Origin of the sequence: Pseudoalteromonas sp. GCY (assembly GCF_016695175.1) — a bacterium.
Taxonomy (GTDB): Bacteria; Pseudomonadota; Gammaproteobacteria; order Enterobacterales; family Alteromonadaceae; genus Pseudoalteromonas.
Map to the genome: position 1 here is coordinate 2,346,125 of NZ_CP068023.1, position 18,458 is coordinate 2,364,582.

Here is an 18,458-nt window from a genome sequence, read left to right on the forward strand (position 1 = left end):
GAGCACTTATGCCTGTCACTTTAAATATAACAAAAAGCAAAGTGGCGATTTTAGAGCTAAGTCGCCCAGAAAAACATAATGCCTTCAATGCGGAGGTGATTGCCGAACTCATTAAGAATATCGAATATGCCAGCGGCCTCGATGTCAGAGCGCTGGTATTAAAAACCGAAGGTAAACACTTTTCAGCGGGGGCTGATCTGGCGTGGATGAAATCCATGGCAGACAACGACTACAACGAAAACGTCGCTGATTCTTTAGAGCTTGCTAAATTAATGCAAGTACTGGCTACTTGCCCTCACCCAACGCTGTGTTTGGTGCAAGGTGCTGCTTTTGGCGGTGCGCTTGGGTTAATCGCCTGTTGCGATATCGCCATTGCAGAGCACAACTCTAAATTTTGTTTAAGTGAAGTCAAGCTTGGTCTTATTCCGGCAGTGATTAGTCCTTATGTCATTAAAGCCATTGGGGAACGCCAAGCGCGACGCTATTTTTTAACAGCCGAAGTATTCGATGGTGAAAAGGCGCTAGAAATGGGTTTAATTCACGAATTGAGCGATGATTTAGCAAAAAGCGAAGCGGATTTTCTCGATACCTTGCTTAACAATGGCCCTGCTGCTGTGAAAAGTGCCAAAGCACTGATCAGCGAAGTTGCTGGTAAAGAAATAAATGAAGCGTTGATCGCCCATACCGCAAAGCGTATCGCTGAAATTAGAGTAAGTGACGAAGGCCAAGAAGGTCTTAGCGCCTTTTTCGATAAACGAGCACCACGCTGGCAAACCGCCGCAAGCGAATAGGAGTCAACATGCTAACTAAAATTCTAGTCGCGAACCGTGGTGAAATTGCCTGCCGCGTGATGCGCACCGCAAAGAAATTGGGCCTAACCACAGTGGCAGTTTATTCTGATGCAGATGCCAATGCGATGCATGTAAAAACAGCTGACGAAGCCTATCATATCGGTCCTGCACCCAGTAAAGAGTCTTATTTGGTTGCAGACAGAATTCTTGAAGTCGCAAAAGCGGCGGGCGTCGATTGCATCCATCCAGGTTATGGTTTCTTGTCTGAAAATGAAGTTTTTGCAAAAGCGTGCGAAGCGGCAAACATTGCGTTTATTGGTCCGCTGGCAAGCTCTATTGAAGCGATGGGTTCTAAGACCCGTGCCAAGGAAATCATGCATGACGCTAATGTGCCTTTAGTCCCAGGGTATTATGGTGACAAACAAGAAGATGATTTCTTGCAAGCAGAAGCAGAAAAAATCGGCTTTCCGGTACTTATCAAAGCCGCTTACGGCGGTGGTGGTAAAGGGATGCGCGTGGTACGAACAAGCAGCGAGTTTTTATCGGCACTGCATGGCGCTAAACGTGAAGCTGCAGCGAGTTTTGGCAATGACTTAGTACTGCTTGAGCGTTTTGTTGATAAGCCTCGTCACGTTGAAGTACAAGTTTTTGCCGATAGTCACGGTAACTGTGTTTACCTCGGTGATAGAGACTGTTCACTACAGCGTCGTCACCAAAAAGTGATTGAAGAAGCTCCCGCGCCAGATTTGAGTGATGCAATGCGCAAAGCCATGGGTGAAGCGGCTGTACGCTGTGCGCAGGCGATTAATTATCGCGGCGCAGGTACTGTAGAGTTCTTATTATGTGGCGACGAGTTCTTCTTTATGGAGATGAATACTCGCCTGCAAGTAGAGCACCCAGTGACGGAAATGGTGACTAATCTCGATTTAGTCGAGTGGCAACTGATGGTCGCTGCGGGTGAACAGCTACCGCTGACTCAGGAGCAGGTTTCGTTATCTGGTCATAGCTTTGAAGCGCGCATTTACGCAGAAGACCCTGAAGAAAACTTTATGCCGTTTTCTGGTGTACTTTCACATCTTAGCTTTCCTGAAGCCAAAGATGGCGTAAGAATTGACACTGGCGTGCAGCAAGGCGATGAGATCAGTCCATTTTACGATCCTATGATCGCCAAGCTTATTGTTCATGGCAAAAATCGTGAACAAGCCTTATTGAAGTTAAAATCCAGTTTAGAACAAGTGCACTTGTGTGGCTTGAAATCTAACATCGCATTTTTGCATCACTTAGCAGGCCACCCTATTTTTACAGCAGGTGCGCCTGATACCCACTTTATCGACACGCAAACTGAGGTATTAACTCAATCGAATACGCCGCTGGATAAAATGGTGTTATTAGCAAGTGCGGCCTACCTTAGCCACCAACAACCATGTAAAAACAAGGTGTGGGGAAACTTAGGCTTTAGGCTTAACCAAACCGCGAAAGTGGATTTACCATTTGCAGATCATGTCGCCTCGGCCTATCAATCTCAAGGTGGTTGGCAGGTTTCGTTTAACGAGCAAATCCACCAAGTTGAATGTGAATTAAATGAACACCAGTTAACAGTGGTGATTGATGGTGCACGGTTACACGCCAGTGCCATTGTTACCGAAACCGCGATCACTGTTATGTATGGCCCGTATCAACATACCGTTGAACTCAAGTCAAAGCATTACATTAGCGATCATGAGCACGAAGCCGCACCACTGGCAGCGCCATTGAACGGCACCGTGGTTAAGCACTTGTTGGCCGTCGGTACTCAAGTTAATAAAGGCGATGCCGTTGTGATAATCGAAGCCATGAAGATGGAATATACGCTCAATGCACCATTTGATGGCACGCTCACTTCATACTGCTTTGCAGAAGGCGAGCTGGTCAGTCATGGCGATATGCTGGCGATTGTTGAGGAGCAAGACTAATGTCTCAGTATCCGGCTAAAGTCAAAATTGTAGAAGTAGGCGCACGGGATGGCTTACAAAATGAGGTCAGTGTTGCCACAGAAGCTAAAATCTCGCTGGTTAACGCATTAAAAGACGCTGGTCTCAAGCACATAGAAGCAGGCGCGTTTGTGTCACCCAAATGGGTGCCGCAAATGGCCGATTCTGCTGCGGTGATCCAAGGCTTTGAGCGTAGTGAAGGCGTTGAAATAAGCGCCCTAACGCCAAACCTTAAAGGCGCAGAGCTTGCATTAGAAAATCAGGTCGACGAATTTGCCATTTTTACTGCCGCCAGTGAGGCATTTACTCAAAAAAACATCAACTGCACGATTGAACAAAGTATTGAACGCTTTCGCCCCGTTGTTGAACTTGCACAAAAAAACAACATAAAAGTAAGAGGTTATGTTAGCTGCGTGGTTGGTTGCCCATATCAAGGTGAAGTACAACCAGAGCAAGTTTTAGCGGTATGTAAACAATTGTTGTCACTTGGTTGTTATGAAATCAGCCTAGGAGACACCATAGGGGTTGGTACACCTAAAAAAGTCCATCAGCTGCTTACCTTGTTACTGCAACATATCCCTGCTGACAAGCTTGCGGTGCATTTCCATGATACCTACGGACAAGCGTTAACGAATATCCACACGGCCCTGCAAATGGGGATCGCAACTATCGATAGTGCCGTTGCAGGTCTCGGTGGTTGCCCTTACGCCAAAGGCGCGTCAGGAAATGTTGCCACTGAGGATGTAGTTTACTTGCTGCAAGGACTTGGCATTGAGTGTGGAATTGATTTAGAAAGGCTAGCAAAAGCAGGATGGACAATTTGTGATGCGCTAGGCAAGACACCAAGCAGTAAAGTGTCGTTAGCACTCAAACAAACTTGTCAATCTTAAAACAATAACATTATTAGGAGTGGGCTTATGGCCGGTTTCGATAAAGTCGTATCAAGCTACAGCGAAGCGATGGCGGGTCTTAAAGACGGCGATACCATCATCGCTGGTGGCTTTGGTTTGTGTGGTATTCCAGAAGGCTTAATTGCAGAAATTAAGCGCCTGCAAACAAAAGAACTTACCGTGGTTTCAAACAACTGTGGGGTCGACGACTTTGGTTTAGGTATTTTGCTTAAAGATCGTCAAATTAAGAAGATCATTGCCTCTTATGTTGGTGAAAATGCGCTGTTTGAACAGCAACTTCTCGATGGCATTATTGACGTTGAATTAACACCACAAGGTACGCTTGCAGAGAAGATGCGCGCTGGTGGCGCTGGGATCCCAGCTTTTTACACGGCAACAGGGTACGGTACTCCCGTTGCTGAAGGTAAAGAAGTAAAAGAATTTGATGGCCGACCATATATTTTGGAAGAATCAATTACCGGTGAGTTTGCTATTGTTAAGGCTTGGAAAGCAGATCGCTATGGCAACTTGGTGTTCCGCCACACAGCAATGAACTTCAATCCAATGGCGGCGACTGCCGGAAAAATCACCGTCGCGGAAGTTGAAGAAATTGTGGAACCGGGTGAGCTTGAGCCAAGTCAAATCCACACCCCAGGTATTTATGTCAATCGCGTGATCAAAGGTGACTTTGAAAAACGTATTGAACGTGTCACAACGCGCAAATAGGAGGCAATCATGGGTTTAAATCGTGAACAAATTGCGATGCGCGTGGCGCAAGAGCTTGAAGACGGTTACTACGTTAACTTAGGCATAGGTATTCCAACCTTAGTGGCTAACTACGTGCCAAAAGGCATCGAAGTGATGCTGCAATCGGAAAATGGCTTGTTAGGTATGGGTCCCTACCCAACCGAAGACCAAGTTGATGCCGATATGATCAACGCGGGTAAAGAAACCGTGACAGCAGCGACAGGTGCAGCAATTTTTAATAGTGCGGAAAGCTTTGCCATGATCCGTGGTGGTCATGTAGACTTGACGGTACTAGGTGCATTTGAAGTTGATCAACAAGGCAATATCGCGTCTTGGATGATCCCGAAAAAATTAATCAAAGGCATGGGTGGTGCAATGGACTTAGTTGCTGGTGCACGCAACATCATAGTGACCATGACCCATGCTAGTAAACACGGCGATTCTAAATTGCTTGAATCATGCACATTGCCGCTAACCGGCGTAAATTGTGTAAAGAAAATCGTAACAGATTTAGCTGTGTTAGAAGTAAAAGACGGCGCATTCCATTTGCTAGAACGCGCACCGGGTGTTAGTGTTGATGAAATAATCAGCAAAACTGCAGGCAAACTTATCGTCGACGGTGAGATCCCTGAAATGCAGTTTGAGGCGTCGTAAGACACCACCCTAACTTACAAATGTACCGACCTCATTCCCAGTGCCAAAGGCGCTGAGTTACCCAAAACCCCTCGCAAGAGGGGTTTTTTTCACATCCCATCAAAGGAAAACTCTTTACTCTACATCACTCTTCATGTCTAGTTGATGAATGTGATGATTTTTAAATAAAAAATTCAGTAGCCATTTACTTTTCAATCTCACCCCCTAAACTAGTAGAGATAGTTTTGGTTGGCGTTGAATATTCACCTGCCAGTACAACTTAAAACTAAAAAGTTGCTGCTTTGAAGCATCGACTGAATATCAAGTTGACACAATATATTGATACCATAGCTTAGTAGCATAACGATTCGGTTGGTTTATCTTAATTACAAGTATTGAGGCAGTATACTGTCGCTGTAACTAACATAAACCCATCATATATTTAGATAGTCATTCGGCTGATGTGATTGAAACGCATAAATCGAATGAATACGCTAAATAATCTAAACTAGACTAAGTAGTTTTTGTGGCTTATGGCTAGCATATTTTATGGCTGATAAAGTCATTCTAAGCCGCTAGTGATCAGCATTAATAGCCAGATTACATTTTGCTTTGTTGCGTAGTTAGTTTATGTCGAATTGTTATCAACCATTGTCTAGCAATTAATTCAGTATATCAGCTTGGTGTCGTATCACGATGAGAACAACAAGAGGATATCATGGGCAATCACCACGATAAGTACAGCATCGATAATACAGACTACACCGTTGGACAAGACAATGTTCAGAAGTGGGGGTTTGATGTACATAACCCTGTATTTGGTGTAAGTGCAGGATTAATACTGGCGTTTTTAGTCGCCGTATTATTAGTTGATGCAAACACAGCTAAAACCACTTTAGACGGCATAAAGTGGGATATCATAGGTAACTTTGATGCCCTATTTATGTGGTCTGGTAATTTCTTTATCCTTTTTTGTTTGGTGCTCGTTTTATCGCCTTACGGTAAAATTCGTTTAGGTGGTGAAAACGCTAAACCAAGCTACACTCGGGCGTCATGGCTGGCGATGCTATTTGCAGCAGGTATGGGTATTGGTCTGATGTTTTGGGGCGTTGCTGAGCCTGTAGCATATTATACAGGCTGGTATGAAACACCATTGAATGTTGCAGCTAACACCCCAGAAGCGGCAGAACTTGCTATGGGTGCAACCATGTACCATTGGGGTTTACACCCATGGGCGATTTACGCAGTTGTCGCGCTTTCTTTAGCATTTTTTGCCTACAATAAAGGGTTACCGCTTTCTATTCGCTCAATCTTTTATCCTATTTTGGGAGACAGAGCCTGGGGTTGGCCTGGCCATATCATCGATATCCTCGCTGTTCTCGCTACCTTGTTTGGTCTAGCGACGTCACTTGGCCTGGGCGCACAGCAAGCTGGTGCTGGGATCCAACATGTATTTGGCATAGAAGCAGGTCTCGGTCTGGAAATTGCCGTGATTGTGGGCGTTACTGCCCTTGCGATTATTTCGGTTGTTCGCGGTATCGATGGCGGTGTAAAGCTACTTAGTAACGTTAATATGTTAATTGCATTTGTGTTATTAGTATTCGTTGGAATTGCAGGTTTTGCGATTGCCATGGGTAATATTCCGACGACTTTAATGGCCTACGTTGAAAACATCATTCCGCTGAGTAATCCGCATGGTCGTGAAGATGAAGCATGGTTCCAAGGTTGGACCGTATTTTACTGGGCATGGTGGATTTCTTGGTCACCGTTTGTCGGTATGTTTATCGCACGCGTTTCTGAGGGTCGCACCATACGCGAGTTTATTACCGCAGTATTATTAATCCCGACATTGGTAACCGTGATCTGGATGTCAATCTATGGTGGCCTTGCTATCGATCAGGTAAAAAATGGCATTGGCGCTCTAGGTACTGATGGCTTGACTGAAGTGCCACTGGCGATGTTCCAAATGTTTGAAAACCTACCGATGAGCGATTTACTCTCGTTCACGGCGATTGTACTTGTACTGGTTTTCTTCATCACCTCGTCGGACTCTGGCTCTTTGGTTATCGATAGTATTACCGCTGGTGGTAAAATAGATGCCCCAGTACCACAACGTATATTCTGGGCGAGTATTGAGGGTGCAATTGCGGCAGCACTACTGTGGATCGGCGGTAAAGAAGCAATTGAAGCACTGCAAGCTGGTGCTATCTCAACAGGTTTACCGTTTACTTTTGTACTACTACTAATGTGTGTAAGTTTGATCCTCGGGCTTAGAACTGAGCCTAAAAGCTAACGGCCGTTAATCTCATTACAGGCGGAGCTTGCTGTATGCTCCGCCTTTTTGTTATCTGGGTTTAGCTCCACCAGCGTTTCACCATGTCTGATGGGTCTAAACAATATTGAGCTTGAGCTTGAAATAGCTCCGCCGTTGCTAACGCATCGGACAAGGCATGATGTGGCTGATAATAAGGAAGCCCATAGCGCTTTCTGCAGTCAGCTAAGCGTACCGAAGGAATGGGTTTACGTTTGAGCTTATCGAGCCAGCTTCTGGCGTTGTTTATCGCTGACTTTTCAATTTCCATCGTATCTATTACTGGAAACTCAATTCCCTCACCCAATCTTGCTTTTAGCGCAGAATTGAAAAATGACTTCTCGACAAACTGATAGTGCACCACAATGACTTTGCCGTGCAACGAAGCAAACACTTCCTCAAGAATATCTTGCAGATCTGGCGCGCTTTCGACTTGTGAGTGTGTGATCCGGTGCAGTACCACAGACTCCTCAGCCAGCGGACTGGTTGGCTTGACTAGCCAATGCTTCGCTTGAGCCAAGCGGATCCGTCGTAAATCAAATGGCACGACGCCGACACTCACAATGTCATCGGTGTTTGGGTCGAGCCCTGTAGTTTCAAAATCAAGGGCAACAAACTCACACTGACTCAATTGCTGGTAAGGATCTACCACGCCTTGCTGGTAAAATGCTTGAATTCTCGGGTCTTTCGACGTTTCTACCAAATGCTGAAAGCGATTTGGCCATGACATAATCTCGCCTTGCATGTTACACCACTACTTCATCATGGATTTGTTTTGATAGCGAAACTTTAAAAAGCTCTGTGCTTTGTCTAACACGCCAAAAGCTTCTTTAAGATTACGCTGTTCAAAATCAGAGAGTGTTTCTGGTGGCAAGCTGTTATCGGGCTTTTCGCCCTGCTCAATTTGCCATGCTTGGTGACGAATACGCATGATGGCGATGTATTCAAGCGCAGCTTGCAAGTCTAACACTTTGCCCTTTGGCAGTATATTTGCCTCGTCAATATCTTCTAATCGTTCAAAGGAGTTTTGTTTTTTAGAGCCAACACCAAGGGCATGCACTCGAACCAAGTCTGAAAGCGGTGCTGTGCCACGGCGCTTAATGTTCATCGAGCGCCTGTGCTCACCGTCTTGCTCAAGGACAAAACCATTAAAAAAGCCCAAAGGCGGTGTTCTTCTTAGCGCATTATGCGCCATCGCGGCCAAAAATTTCGGGGTGTTTTTGGCTTTTTTACTGATAAAAGCAGTAAGTTTCTCAGCCCATTTTGTTTCACCCCATACGCCTTCCAAATCAAAGAAAATTGAACTATTGAGTAATGCCTCAGGGCTTGGGTTTTCTATCCAGTCTTCAAATTGTGCTAACCATTGACTATAAGTTAGACGCCAAGCAGGATTGCTTGCCATGATCCCACCATCGCAATATTTGTAGCCGCAATTAGCTAGACCATCACACACAAACTTCGCCAGCTTTTCGAAGTAAGCGCCATGCTCAGCGGGTTGATAACTGTCATCCAAGATCAGTGCATTATCCTGATCGGTCACAATTAATTGTTCGTCCCGAGCCATTGAACCAAGGGCAATAAAGCAGTAAGGGATTGGTGGCGGGCCTAATTTTGCTTCCGCGAGTTCGAGTAACTTGTGTTTAAACGTTTTGCCTATAATCGACATCGCAGAACCAATCATGTGTGAGTTGGCATCTTCGTTCACCATACGAGTAAAAATTGCGGGAAGTTGTTTGGCGTAACTACTCAAGTCTTCAACACTTTGCTGGTCCATTAATCCTCTAACAAACAATAAGCTGCTTTGAGACTCGTAGCGCAAAATATCGGATAGCGCGACCACTCCTATCGGCTTACGCTTATGTACAACGGGCAAATGATGCACATTGTCTCTTAGCATCAGCATCATGGCTTCGAAGACATAGGCATTGGAATCAACAATAATAAGATCGGTCGACATGATCTCAGAGACCGGAGTTTGATAATCTAGCCCCTCAGCGACTACTTTTGTGCGAAGATCTCTGTCACTGATAAGGCCAACCACCTGACCATCATCTTCATCTGGATCTTCGACAACAGGTTTCTCGGGATCGTAGATAAGTAGTGATGACACATGCTCTTTTGCCATCACTTTAGCTGCCTGCTGTACCGTGGCGTTGCGTTCAACGTATACCACATCGCGTAGCAATAGTTTACGCACTTTGGCCGTGGTTAAATCATTGCTGTCGGCTTGCTCAGAAACCGTGATTTTTAGTCTAGCATTATCGTCAGCTTCAAAATAATCAGCAAACGCTTCATAAACATCACAATACTCATCAAAAATGCCTACAGGAATACAGTAAACCAACGTATCTTCAAGGCTTTGAGCGCCGAAACGAACTTTGCGATTCATCAATAAACCACGCTGGCCAAAGATCCCTCCTGTAGAAATACGATTGTATAACTCGCCTGATCGCCGATATAGCTCGACAGCACCAGATCGGATCACATACAGGTAAGTGATCTGCTCTCCATATTCCAAAATGCCACTGCCCGCTCGGTAATAACCTACTTCGACTTGGCTTGCGAGTTTATGTAGTGCCTCTTGAGGCAAATCCGAAAATGGCGGGTAAGCTACTAAAAAATTGGCAATTTCCTGATGTTCAACTTCCATGGTTTGCCTTGATATAAAAAGGAATTTAACCCTATTGTGGGCAACGAGGGATAAATTTGCAATGAAAGCAGGCTTAACTAGGGTAATAAACTAAGGCTGCAGCCATTGTTTTTTCCACTGTTCACCACTACGCTCATAAGACTCTCTAAGATGTAGCCGAGTCTCGGCAAAAGTGAGAAACTCAATGGAAACAGGATTGATGCAATAGCCGCCCCAATTTTCGGGCCTTGGAATTGGATTCGTACTATATCTTAATTCCGCAATTCTTAATTTTTCAGTCAGATCTCTTTGATCTCGCATTATTGCACTTTGGTTAAATGACGTTGTGGTTAGCTGAGCATCTCTAGAGCGCCCTTGCCAATATGTATCCGCATCTGTATCTGAAATCTTCTTTGCTATGCCAACAATACGGACCTGATACCCAACATGATCCCACCAAACTGTCATCGCGATGTTAGGAACATTTTCTAAATGCTTGCCTTTCGCAGAATCGAAATATGAACAAAATACAAAGCCACCCTCATTAACCGCTTTCAAATCAACAAATCTACCTGTAGGAAACCCATTTTCATCAATTGTTGAGACACATACCGCATTGGGCTGATTTAATGGATTGTTTTTTAGAGCTTGTTGCCACCAGGATGTAAACTTTTCTATTGGATTATTCATTATTGTGATCCCATCTATTTTTACCGTTTTCATCGATTTACTTCTAGCCATCGCGTTAGCTGACAGTTTATTCCACGACTGTATTTGTTTTACGCGGTAATGCCTAAGAGCATACTGCTAGAACTTATCAGCAGCAATATCAGAAGGTACAGCGAGTTCACCCTTTAACCTGAGTAGTAAAGCTAAAGACAATTAAGTTTTAAGCAAAAAGCCACCCTCTTATTTTTGATTTATATCTCTTTAAAAACCAGCGAAACCGCCTCATACTAGTTATCTATAACTATTCGCAACAGGAACCGCACTCATGACTTATGAAGTCAATTTCGACGGCTTAGTAGGGCCAACACATAATTATGCCGGATTATCTTATGGTAATGTCGCGTCACTTTCTAATGCTACCAGTGTCTCTAATCCAAAAGAAGCGGCATTGCAAGGTCTTGAAAAGATGAAAGCAATGTATGATATTGGTCTAAAACAAGGGGTATTCGCACCTCATGCACGCCCGAGTTTAACCCCACTACGCCGCGTTGGCTTTTCAGGCACCGATGCACAGGTACTTGAAAAAGCGTATAAACACGATCCTATATTGCTTCGAGCTTGTTACTCTGCCTCTGCAATGTGGACGGCAAATGCGGCGACTGTATCGCCTTCTATTGATTCCAGCGATGGTAAAGTACATTTCACAAGTGCCAATTTAAACTGCAAATTCCACCGTTCAATAGAGCCAGAAACCACCACGAATTTACTTCGAGCTATGTTCGCCAATGCGCAATATTTTGCACATCACCAGCATTTGCCTGAGCAGCCTTTTTTTGGCGATGAAGGTGCGGCGAACCACACTCGCCTCGCCGATAGCCATGGCAGTAAAGGTCTACAATTATTTGTGTACGGTTCAAGTGGCTTTAACAGCGATATAAAGGGTCCTACTAAATATCCTGCTCGACAAACATTAGAAGCAAGTCAAGCGATTGCAAGGCTACATCAATTAGATGATAAGCAAGCAATTTTTATCCAGCAAAATCCAAATGTGATTGATCAAGGTGTGTTCCATAATGACGTTATTGCGGTGGGCAATGAGAATGTGCTGTTTTGCCATGATCAAGCCTTTATTGATCAAACCTCCAGTCTAACCAAAATTAGGCAAGCGTATATCGGCGAAAAGCCTTTGCATATTGTAGAAGTTCCGACGCATGCAGTGAGTGTTGAAGACGCAGTAAAAAGTTATTTATTTAACTCACAATTGATCACCTTGCCATCCGGCGAGATGATGCTGGTTGCACCGGAAGAATGTGCGAAGAATGATAACGTTGCTGCGTATATCGAATATATGCTCGGTGCAAAAAATCCGATTTCGCAAGTACGCTTTTTTGACTTACGCCAAAGTATGCAAAATGGTGGTGGGCCTGCATGTTTGCGATTACGTGTAGCACTCAATGAAGCTGAGCTAAAAGCGGTAAATCCAGAAGTGATGATGAGTGAAGATAAATTTATTCAACTAAGCGCGTGGGTCAATAAACATTATCGCGATAAAGTGACAGAGCAGGATTTAGCTGATCCGGGCCTACTGCAAGAGTCCTATGCTGCACTGGATGAACTCACGCAATTACTCAATCTTGGTAGCGTATACGAATTCCAACGCGCCTAATTGCAAGTTTTGCTTGTCGAACTGCAATTAATAAAGGGAGTGCTTTCACTCCCTTACTTTTTAGCAAGTACATTAACTGCCCACGTCTCAAGCATACCGTCGCTATTTAGCGTTACTAAGGTGTCTGGGTTTGGGACAAACATATCGACTACCGTTGCCCCCTCACTCTGAGTATGAATAGACCAAGTACCTAATTCTTCCCCGCTCTCATAGCGCCAGATAGAGAGATGAGACTTTGACGATGATGTCGCGAGTAAGCCTGAGTCAGAAATAAACTTGGCCTTTCTAAACATCTTAAAACGGGCCATATACTTTAGCTCACTGAGCTGCTTTCCAGACTCAAAGTCTAGTACATGTTGCGCATTCAACCCATCAGAGACGAATAAGTGCTTGCCATCATGGCTCACTGTTAAACTGGTAACACGATGACTAAATTGATGCTCATATAAAGGTTCTGGTGAGGCAAATTGCCAAAGGGCAACTAACCCATCTTGTGCGCCTGTAACAAAATAGTCGCCACTTTTATCAAATGCCAAGTGCTCTATTGGCCGAGTATGTGGCATAAAACGATTGTTTAACTTAGTGAATAGATCCGCCATATTGAGTGAGCCATCATCCATCGCAACAAGCAAACGCTGATTGTTATGGGAAAGCGCTAAAGCAGAGATTGAAGCAAGTGGACTCACCCCTGCAAAAGGTACGTTCGTTATCAACTTTTGCTTTGGAACAGACCAAATTGAGATAAGGTTTTCACCTGCCACGATGAGCATTTCCTTATCATCTGACAATAAAACTTCTTTGACTGGTGTTTTTATTTTGTCTTTGGGTACTGAGAATATGACAGACTGATTGGCATTGTCATAAATATGGATTTCAGCATTACTGTCTAATGTTACGCTCCACTTTCCATCTTTAGAAAAGTATCCAAGTATTATGCCATTTTGCGTCAGCTGGCTTGTTACCCCTTTACTAATTTCAGGCTGCGATCCACACCCTACTAAAAATAAAGCGAAACAAGCTAGTGATATTAAACGAGACATCTTAAACCCTTAGCACATAATACATTTATTTCATTTACTGGCTTTACATATCGGCCGTTAGCAGACAAACTTAACTTATTGTGAATAATTTTAGACTGCATATGATGTATTTTAGCATGACAAAGTCACTTATTAAGCAAGCTTTCGTTGCCTTAGCCGCAATGATTTTACTCTCAGCGTGCGGCTCAGAGGATAATGTCAGTGGTGACAAGGACACTCCTGGATATGCCGCAACAATGTATTTTGACGCACTCTATAATCAAAAAGATTTAGACGCTGCAATGAAAATCGCCACTCCCCGTCACGCGCGTATCATGCGCTCTTACGGTACTGCGTCGCAATTCGCCAGAAATTTAGTGAATATGCAATACGATGAAGTCACCATAGAAGTTGATATGACCAATCAAAGTCTGCGCGAACAGTATGGCGACAGCGCAAAAATTAATTTAATTTTTACAGGTCAGCTCCACGGTGAGCAAGTAGACGACATGCGTAGTGTCAGTATGGTGCGCAAAAAAGGCAAATGGTACGTAGACAAGGTACTAGCCGACCCCTTTGCACGTTAACTCAAGAATAAGAAAGGAAAGCCCCGTTGTCGGGGCTTTTTTTAACAAATTAGCCAATATCCTCGTCACGACAAATTAGTTGGGCGCTTTTGCATCAACAGCAATCGCTTTTGCAACCAGCGTTTCAATACAAAAGATGGTTTCAGAACTCTTATCATCAATCACCTTGTCGTCCATTGCGATACTAAGCTTTTCATTCAATGTCTTACCCACCAGTTTCACGCTATTTTGTTTACACCACTTACGATATTTTGCCATTAGTGGAGCATGCGCCTTTTCCAGTAAATAAGCATGCTCAACCGTATCTATCGCAGAGTGTTTTACCACGGCGCACAGATGCGAGATACGTTCTCGGGTCGAGTTGTGATCAGAAACATTGCTACATACCTGCACCGCCAATTTGTCGCTTGGCGCTTTGAGCCACTTACCAACAGGAAACGCCAAACGTTTTAACAAAAATGCCAGAGGTGCTGCGGTAAAGTTATCGCAAAATGCATAAATAGCCTTACTTGCTTCGTTAAGACAGTGATCTAAGGCAAACTTTACCAGCGGTAAGTCCCCTTGCTGACGGCCATCATCTTCGTATTTTTTTAATACGCACGAGGCGATATAAAGAAAGCTCAGGACATCTCCTAATTTTGCAGAGAGCATTTCTCTACGTTTTAGTGAACCGCCTAGCTTTAACATAGCGATATCGCTATACACAGAAAGCGCTTGGCTCAACCATGTTAGGCGTCGGTAATACGCCGCCACATCACCACTAACTGGCGCACGTTCGAAACGCGCAAGTGTGAAGCCATTAAAAAACGCCTTAAGCCCATTCACAGAGGTATGTTGCAAGTGTTTGCAAAGCACTTCATCAAACTCTTTCAATGCGATTAATTGATCTTCTTGCTGTACGATACTCATTTCTTTCAGTATGAAAGGATGGCAACGCGTTGCACCTTGACCAAAAATCATCAAGCTTCGAGTTAAGATATTGGCGCCCTCAACGGTAATAGAAATCGGCATCCCCATATAATTGTGGGCAAGATAATTCATTTCCCCCATTTGAATGGCTTTGCCGCCATGAATATCCATCGCATCATTTAATGCCACCCTTGCATGCTCAGTCAGATGATACTTGGCAATCGCAGTGACTACCGAAGGACTTTGCTTTAAATCAATTGCTAACGCAGTGGTTTGTCTCACCGCTTCAATGAGATAGCTATAGCCGTAAATTCTGGCTAACGCGCTTTGCACTCCCTCAAAGGCAGAGATAGGTACACCAAATTGACGACGGACACCGGCGTAAGCCGAAGTCGCTCTGGCACTTAATTGAGCGGTTCCCGCGCTCAGTGCAGGCAAAGATATCCCCCGCCCAGCACTTAAACACGACACCAGCATGCGCCACCCTTTCCCGATACCTGCCTGTTCGCCTATCACCCAAGCCATTGGAATAAAAACATCTTCACCACTGGTTGTACCATTCATAAAGGCTTGCCCCAGCGGGTTGTGTCGATCTCCAGTTTTTACGCCTTCATGTGCAGTCGGAATAAGTGCACAAGTGATCCCAAGCTCTACTTTATTTGAAAGCAATTGATCCGGATCGTAAACCTTAAACGCAAGTCCTAATACATCAGCGACGGGCGCCAGCGTGATGTATCGTTTTTGCCAAGTTACCGCAAGTCCAATTTGCTTTTCTCCCTCAAATTCACGCTCACACACAATCGCAAAGTCTTGAATACTACCAGCATCCGATCCCGCCTCTGGAGAGGTCAATGCAAAACAAGGTAGCGCCTCACCGGAGGCAAGCTTTGGCAGCCAAGTATTCTGCTGATCATTGGTACCGTAATGAAGCAGCAGCTCCGCAGGGCCTAAACTATTTGGCACCATCACGGTCACTGCCGTAGACAAGCTACGGCTGGCTATTTTTGCAACGATGGTGGAGTTCGCCTGAGCACTAAATTCCCGACCACCAAAAGCCTTTGGAATAATAAAAGCAAAAAAACCCTTTTCTTTTAAAAATTGCCAAACTTCTTCAGGCAGGTCTTGAGCCTCAGATATTTTTTCTTCATCAAGCATTTTCAGCAGCGTATGTAATTCGTTATCTATAAATGCCTGTTCTTCATCGCTCAACTTTGGCTTATCATTACTCAGCCACTTTCGCCAATTCGGTTTACCTGAAAACAACGCCCCATCCCACCAGATACTCCCCGCTTCCATCGCTTCTCGCTCGGTTTGGGAGAGTTCAGGTAATGACGTTTTGAAATAATTAAAGAGCGGTTTAGTGATCAACTTAACCCTGATATCACGGACACAAAATACCACCACAATTGCCAATATCACCAATAAAACTAAAGTCATATGCACTCCTTTTTGCAGGCTTCAAATACGGCCTTTTGATACAATTGACTGCCTTAATTATGGTTAATAATCACACTAACTCAACTTTTATCTGCGCTCGCATCTCATTGTTTGTCCATCGCAAAATTGTCGTTTTAAAGTCGTCCTGCTATTATTCTTGCCACCACAGCAAAAAATGATGCTTTGCTGCGCGAAAAAGCCGCGCTCACTACGATTAGTTGTTCATACGACTAATACTAATTGGATTAATTTACCTGCTGATTTTTAGCAATTAACCCAATTAGTGTAGCTGGCTATAGATACTAAAATGCCGTCTAGCGTTAAGTCGGCTCGTGTATTAATTAAAACAACAAGTGAACCCTATGAAACCAAGATTTAAGTTAAGTGTTGGCGCACTCATCGTTGCCAGTACTTTTGCACTCTCTGCCTGCAAATCCACTGAAACTACAAATAAAGCGCTATCAGAAGCCGATGCAGTTGCATTTTTAGATAAGGCGTCAGAACAGCTGGTTGACCTTAACTTCCGCTCTAGCCGCTCAGCTTGGATTTATGCAAACTTTATTACTCACGACACCGCTTCACTTGCTGCGGACGTGAATGAGGAATACACCGCTGCGCTCGTAGAGCTTGCTAACCAAGCAGCACAATTTGATGGCTTGACGCTAAGCGAAGATACCCGCCGCAAACTTGACAAATTGAAGCTAAACCTAACACTACCAGCACCAAAAGATGCTGACAAAACAGCGGAACTTGCAAAGCTCACTGCAGAGCTTGATGGTATGTACGGCAAGGGCAAATACTGTAAAGATGATGGCACTTGTCTAAGCCTTGGCGACATGACGGCTAAGATGGCGAATAGTCGCGACTATGAAGAGCTTTTAGACATCTGGCAAGGTTGGCGTGAAGTGTCGAAGCCGATGCGTCCACTCTATGAAAAGCAAGTGGTACTTACCAATGAAGGTGCAAATGAGCTTGGTTATGCAGACACGGGCGCAATGTGGCGTAGTAAATACGACATGCCAGCGGACGACTTTGCAAAAGAACTTGACCGTACTTGGAACCAAGTAAAGCCGCTATACGATTCGCTGCACTGTCATGTTAGAGCCAAGCTTGGTGATAAATATGGCGAAGATAAAGTGCCTCAAGACCAGCCTATTCCTGCACATTTGCTTGGCAATATGTGGGCACAAAGCTGGGGCAATATCTATGACTTAGTCGCACCAGAAAACGCAGATCCGGGTTATGATGTAACGGCGCTACTGGCTAAACACAATTACGACGAAATCAAAATGGTAAAAGGTGCAGAAAAGTTCTTCACCTCTATGGGTTTTGCCCCGTTACCTGAGACTTTCTACGAACGTTCTTTATTTATTAAACCACAAGATCGCGACGTACAATGTCATGCATCAGCTTGGAACTTAGATGCCAAAGACGACCTACGCATCAAAATGTGTATCCAACGCACAGGTGAAGAATTCTCAGTTATCCACCATGAACTAGGCCATAACTTCTATCAACGTGCCTACAATCAGCAGCCTGTGTATTACCAAGAAAGCGCCAACGACGGCTTTCACGAAGCTATCGGCGACACTATCGCGCTATCTGTAACACCTGGCTACTTAAAGCAAATTGGTTTGTTGGATAACGTACCGGATGAGTCAAAAGATATCGGTCTATTGATGAAGATGGCACTCGACAAAGTTGCATTTATTCCATTTGGTCTACTTGTCGACCAATGGCGCTGGAAAGTATTCTCTGGTGAGATTTCTCCAGCAGAGTACAACCAAGCATGGTGGGAATTAAGAGAGAAATATCAAGGTGTTAAAGCACCAATTTCACGTACTGAAAATGACTTTGACCCAGGTGCAAAATACCACGTACCAGGTAATGTACCTTACACTCGTTACTTCCTAGCGCATATTTTGCAGTTCCAGTTCCACAAATCACTTTGTGAAATTGCTGGCAGCAAAGAAGCCATTCACCGCTGTTCTGTTTACAACTCGAAAGCAGCTGGTGAGCGTTTAAATGCCATGCTTGAAATGGGCAGCAGCAAACCTTGGCAACAAGCACTTAAAACGCTAACAGGTAAAGATGAAATGGATGCAACAGCAGTACTTGACTACTTTGCACCATTGCAAAAATACCTAGATGAGCAAAACAAAGGCCGTAATTGCGGCTGGTAATTGCTAGCAAATACAGG

Annotated in this window: 14 protein-coding genes; 9 read left to right on the top strand and 5 right to left on the bottom strand. The window is 44.3% G+C overall.

Going from position 1 to position 18,458, the window contains the following annotated elements:
• Positions 1–8 precede the first annotated feature (8 nt).
• The 6 genes from JJQ94_RS15635 (at position 9) to JJQ94_RS15660 (ending at position 7,324) form a co-directional block, all read left to right on the top strand.
• Entirely contained in the window at positions 9–791 is a 783-nt protein-coding gene (locus tag JJQ94_RS15635) for an enoyl-CoA hydratase-related protein (protein WP_099029254.1), read from the top strand.
• Between the two features lie 8 nt (positions 792–799).
• Positions 800–2,743, top strand: coding sequence for an acetyl/propionyl/methylcrotonyl-CoA carboxylase subunit alpha (locus tag JJQ94_RS15640; RefSeq protein ID WP_099029255.1), 1,944 nt, complete (start codon positions 800–802; stop codon positions 2,741–2,743).
• A complete protein-coding gene (locus JJQ94_RS15645) occupies positions 2,743–3,651 on the top strand; it encodes a hydroxymethylglutaryl-CoA lyase (protein WP_099029256.1) in 909 nt (302 codons plus the stop codon). The genes JJQ94_RS15640 and JJQ94_RS15645 overlap by 1 nt, the downstream gene beginning before the upstream one ends.
• A gap of 27 nt (positions 3,652–3,678) precedes the next feature.
• Entirely contained in the window at positions 3,679–4,377 is a 699-nt protein-coding gene (locus JJQ94_RS15650; protein ID WP_010378612.1) for a CoA transferase subunit A, read from the top strand.
• Positions 4,378–4,386: 9 nt separating this feature from the next.
• Positions 4,387–5,052 carry a CoA transferase subunit B gene (locus JJQ94_RS15655; RefSeq protein ID WP_010378611.1) on the top strand — a complete coding sequence of 222 codons (666 nt, stop codon included), beginning with the start codon at positions 4,387–4,389 and terminating at the stop codon, positions 5,050–5,052.
• Between the two features lie 697 nt (positions 5,053–5,749).
• On the top strand, positions 5,750–7,324 hold the full coding sequence (locus JJQ94_RS15660; RefSeq protein WP_099029257.1) for a BCCT family transporter: 1,575 nt from the start codon (positions 5,750–5,752) through the stop codon (positions 7,322–7,324).
• A gap of 61 nt (positions 7,325–7,385) precedes the next feature.
• On the opposite strand, the gene JJQ94_RS15665 is transcribed toward JJQ94_RS15660, so the two are convergent.
• The 3 genes from JJQ94_RS15665 to JJQ94_RS15675 form a co-directional block, all read right to left on the bottom strand.
• On the bottom strand, positions 7,386–8,072 hold the full coding sequence (locus tag JJQ94_RS15665) for a 3'-5' exonuclease (protein ID WP_099029258.1): 687 nt from the start codon (positions 8,070–8,072) through the stop codon (positions 7,386–7,388).
• 24 nt (positions 8,073–8,096) lie between these two features.
• Positions 8,097–9,992, bottom strand: a complete 1,896-nt coding sequence (locus tag JJQ94_RS15670) for a DUF294 nucleotidyltransferase-like domain-containing protein (RefSeq protein ID WP_099029259.1) — start codon at positions 9,990–9,992, stop codon at positions 8,097–8,099.
• A gap of 90 nt (positions 9,993–10,082) precedes the next feature.
• A complete protein-coding gene (locus JJQ94_RS15675) occupies positions 10,083–10,694 on the bottom strand; it encodes a pyridoxine/pyridoxamine 5'-phosphate oxidase (RefSeq protein ID WP_099029260.1) in 612 nt (203 codons plus the stop codon).
• Between the two features lie 271 nt (positions 10,695–10,965).
• Between JJQ94_RS15675 and astB the strand changes: the two genes are divergently transcribed.
• Positions 10,966–12,306, top strand: coding sequence for an N-succinylarginine dihydrolase (astB, locus tag JJQ94_RS15680; RefSeq protein ID WP_099029261.1), 1,341 nt, complete (start codon positions 10,966–10,968; stop codon positions 12,304–12,306).
• Between the two features lie 53 nt (positions 12,307–12,359).
• Here the strand turns inward: astB and JJQ94_RS15685 are convergent, their stop codons facing one another.
• Positions 12,360–13,346, bottom strand: a complete 987-nt coding sequence (locus JJQ94_RS15685; RefSeq protein WP_099029262.1) for a WD40 repeat domain-containing protein — start codon at positions 13,344–13,346, stop codon at positions 12,360–12,362.
• 116 nt (positions 13,347–13,462) lie between these two features.
• On the opposite strand from JJQ94_RS15685, the gene JJQ94_RS15690 reads away from it, so the two are divergent.
• Positions 13,463–13,912 (top strand): hypothetical protein, encoded by a 450-nt coding sequence (locus JJQ94_RS15690; RefSeq protein WP_099029273.1) that lies wholly within the window; start codon positions 13,463–13,465, stop codon positions 13,910–13,912.
• A gap of 75 nt (positions 13,913–13,987) precedes the next feature.
• On the opposite strand, the gene JJQ94_RS15695 is transcribed toward JJQ94_RS15690, so the two are convergent.
• On the bottom strand, positions 13,988–16,258 hold the full coding sequence (locus tag JJQ94_RS15695; protein ID WP_099029263.1) for an acyl-CoA dehydrogenase: 2,271 nt from the start codon (positions 16,256–16,258) through the stop codon (positions 13,988–13,990).
• 362 nt (positions 16,259–16,620) lie between these two features.
• On the opposite strand from JJQ94_RS15695, the gene JJQ94_RS15700 reads away from it, so the two are divergent.
• Positions 16,621–18,441: a M2 family metallopeptidase gene (locus JJQ94_RS15700; RefSeq protein ID WP_099029264.1), complete on the top strand. Its 1,821-nt coding sequence runs from the start codon at positions 16,621–16,623 to the stop codon at positions 18,439–18,441.
• Positions 18,442–18,458 lie beyond the last annotated feature (17 nt).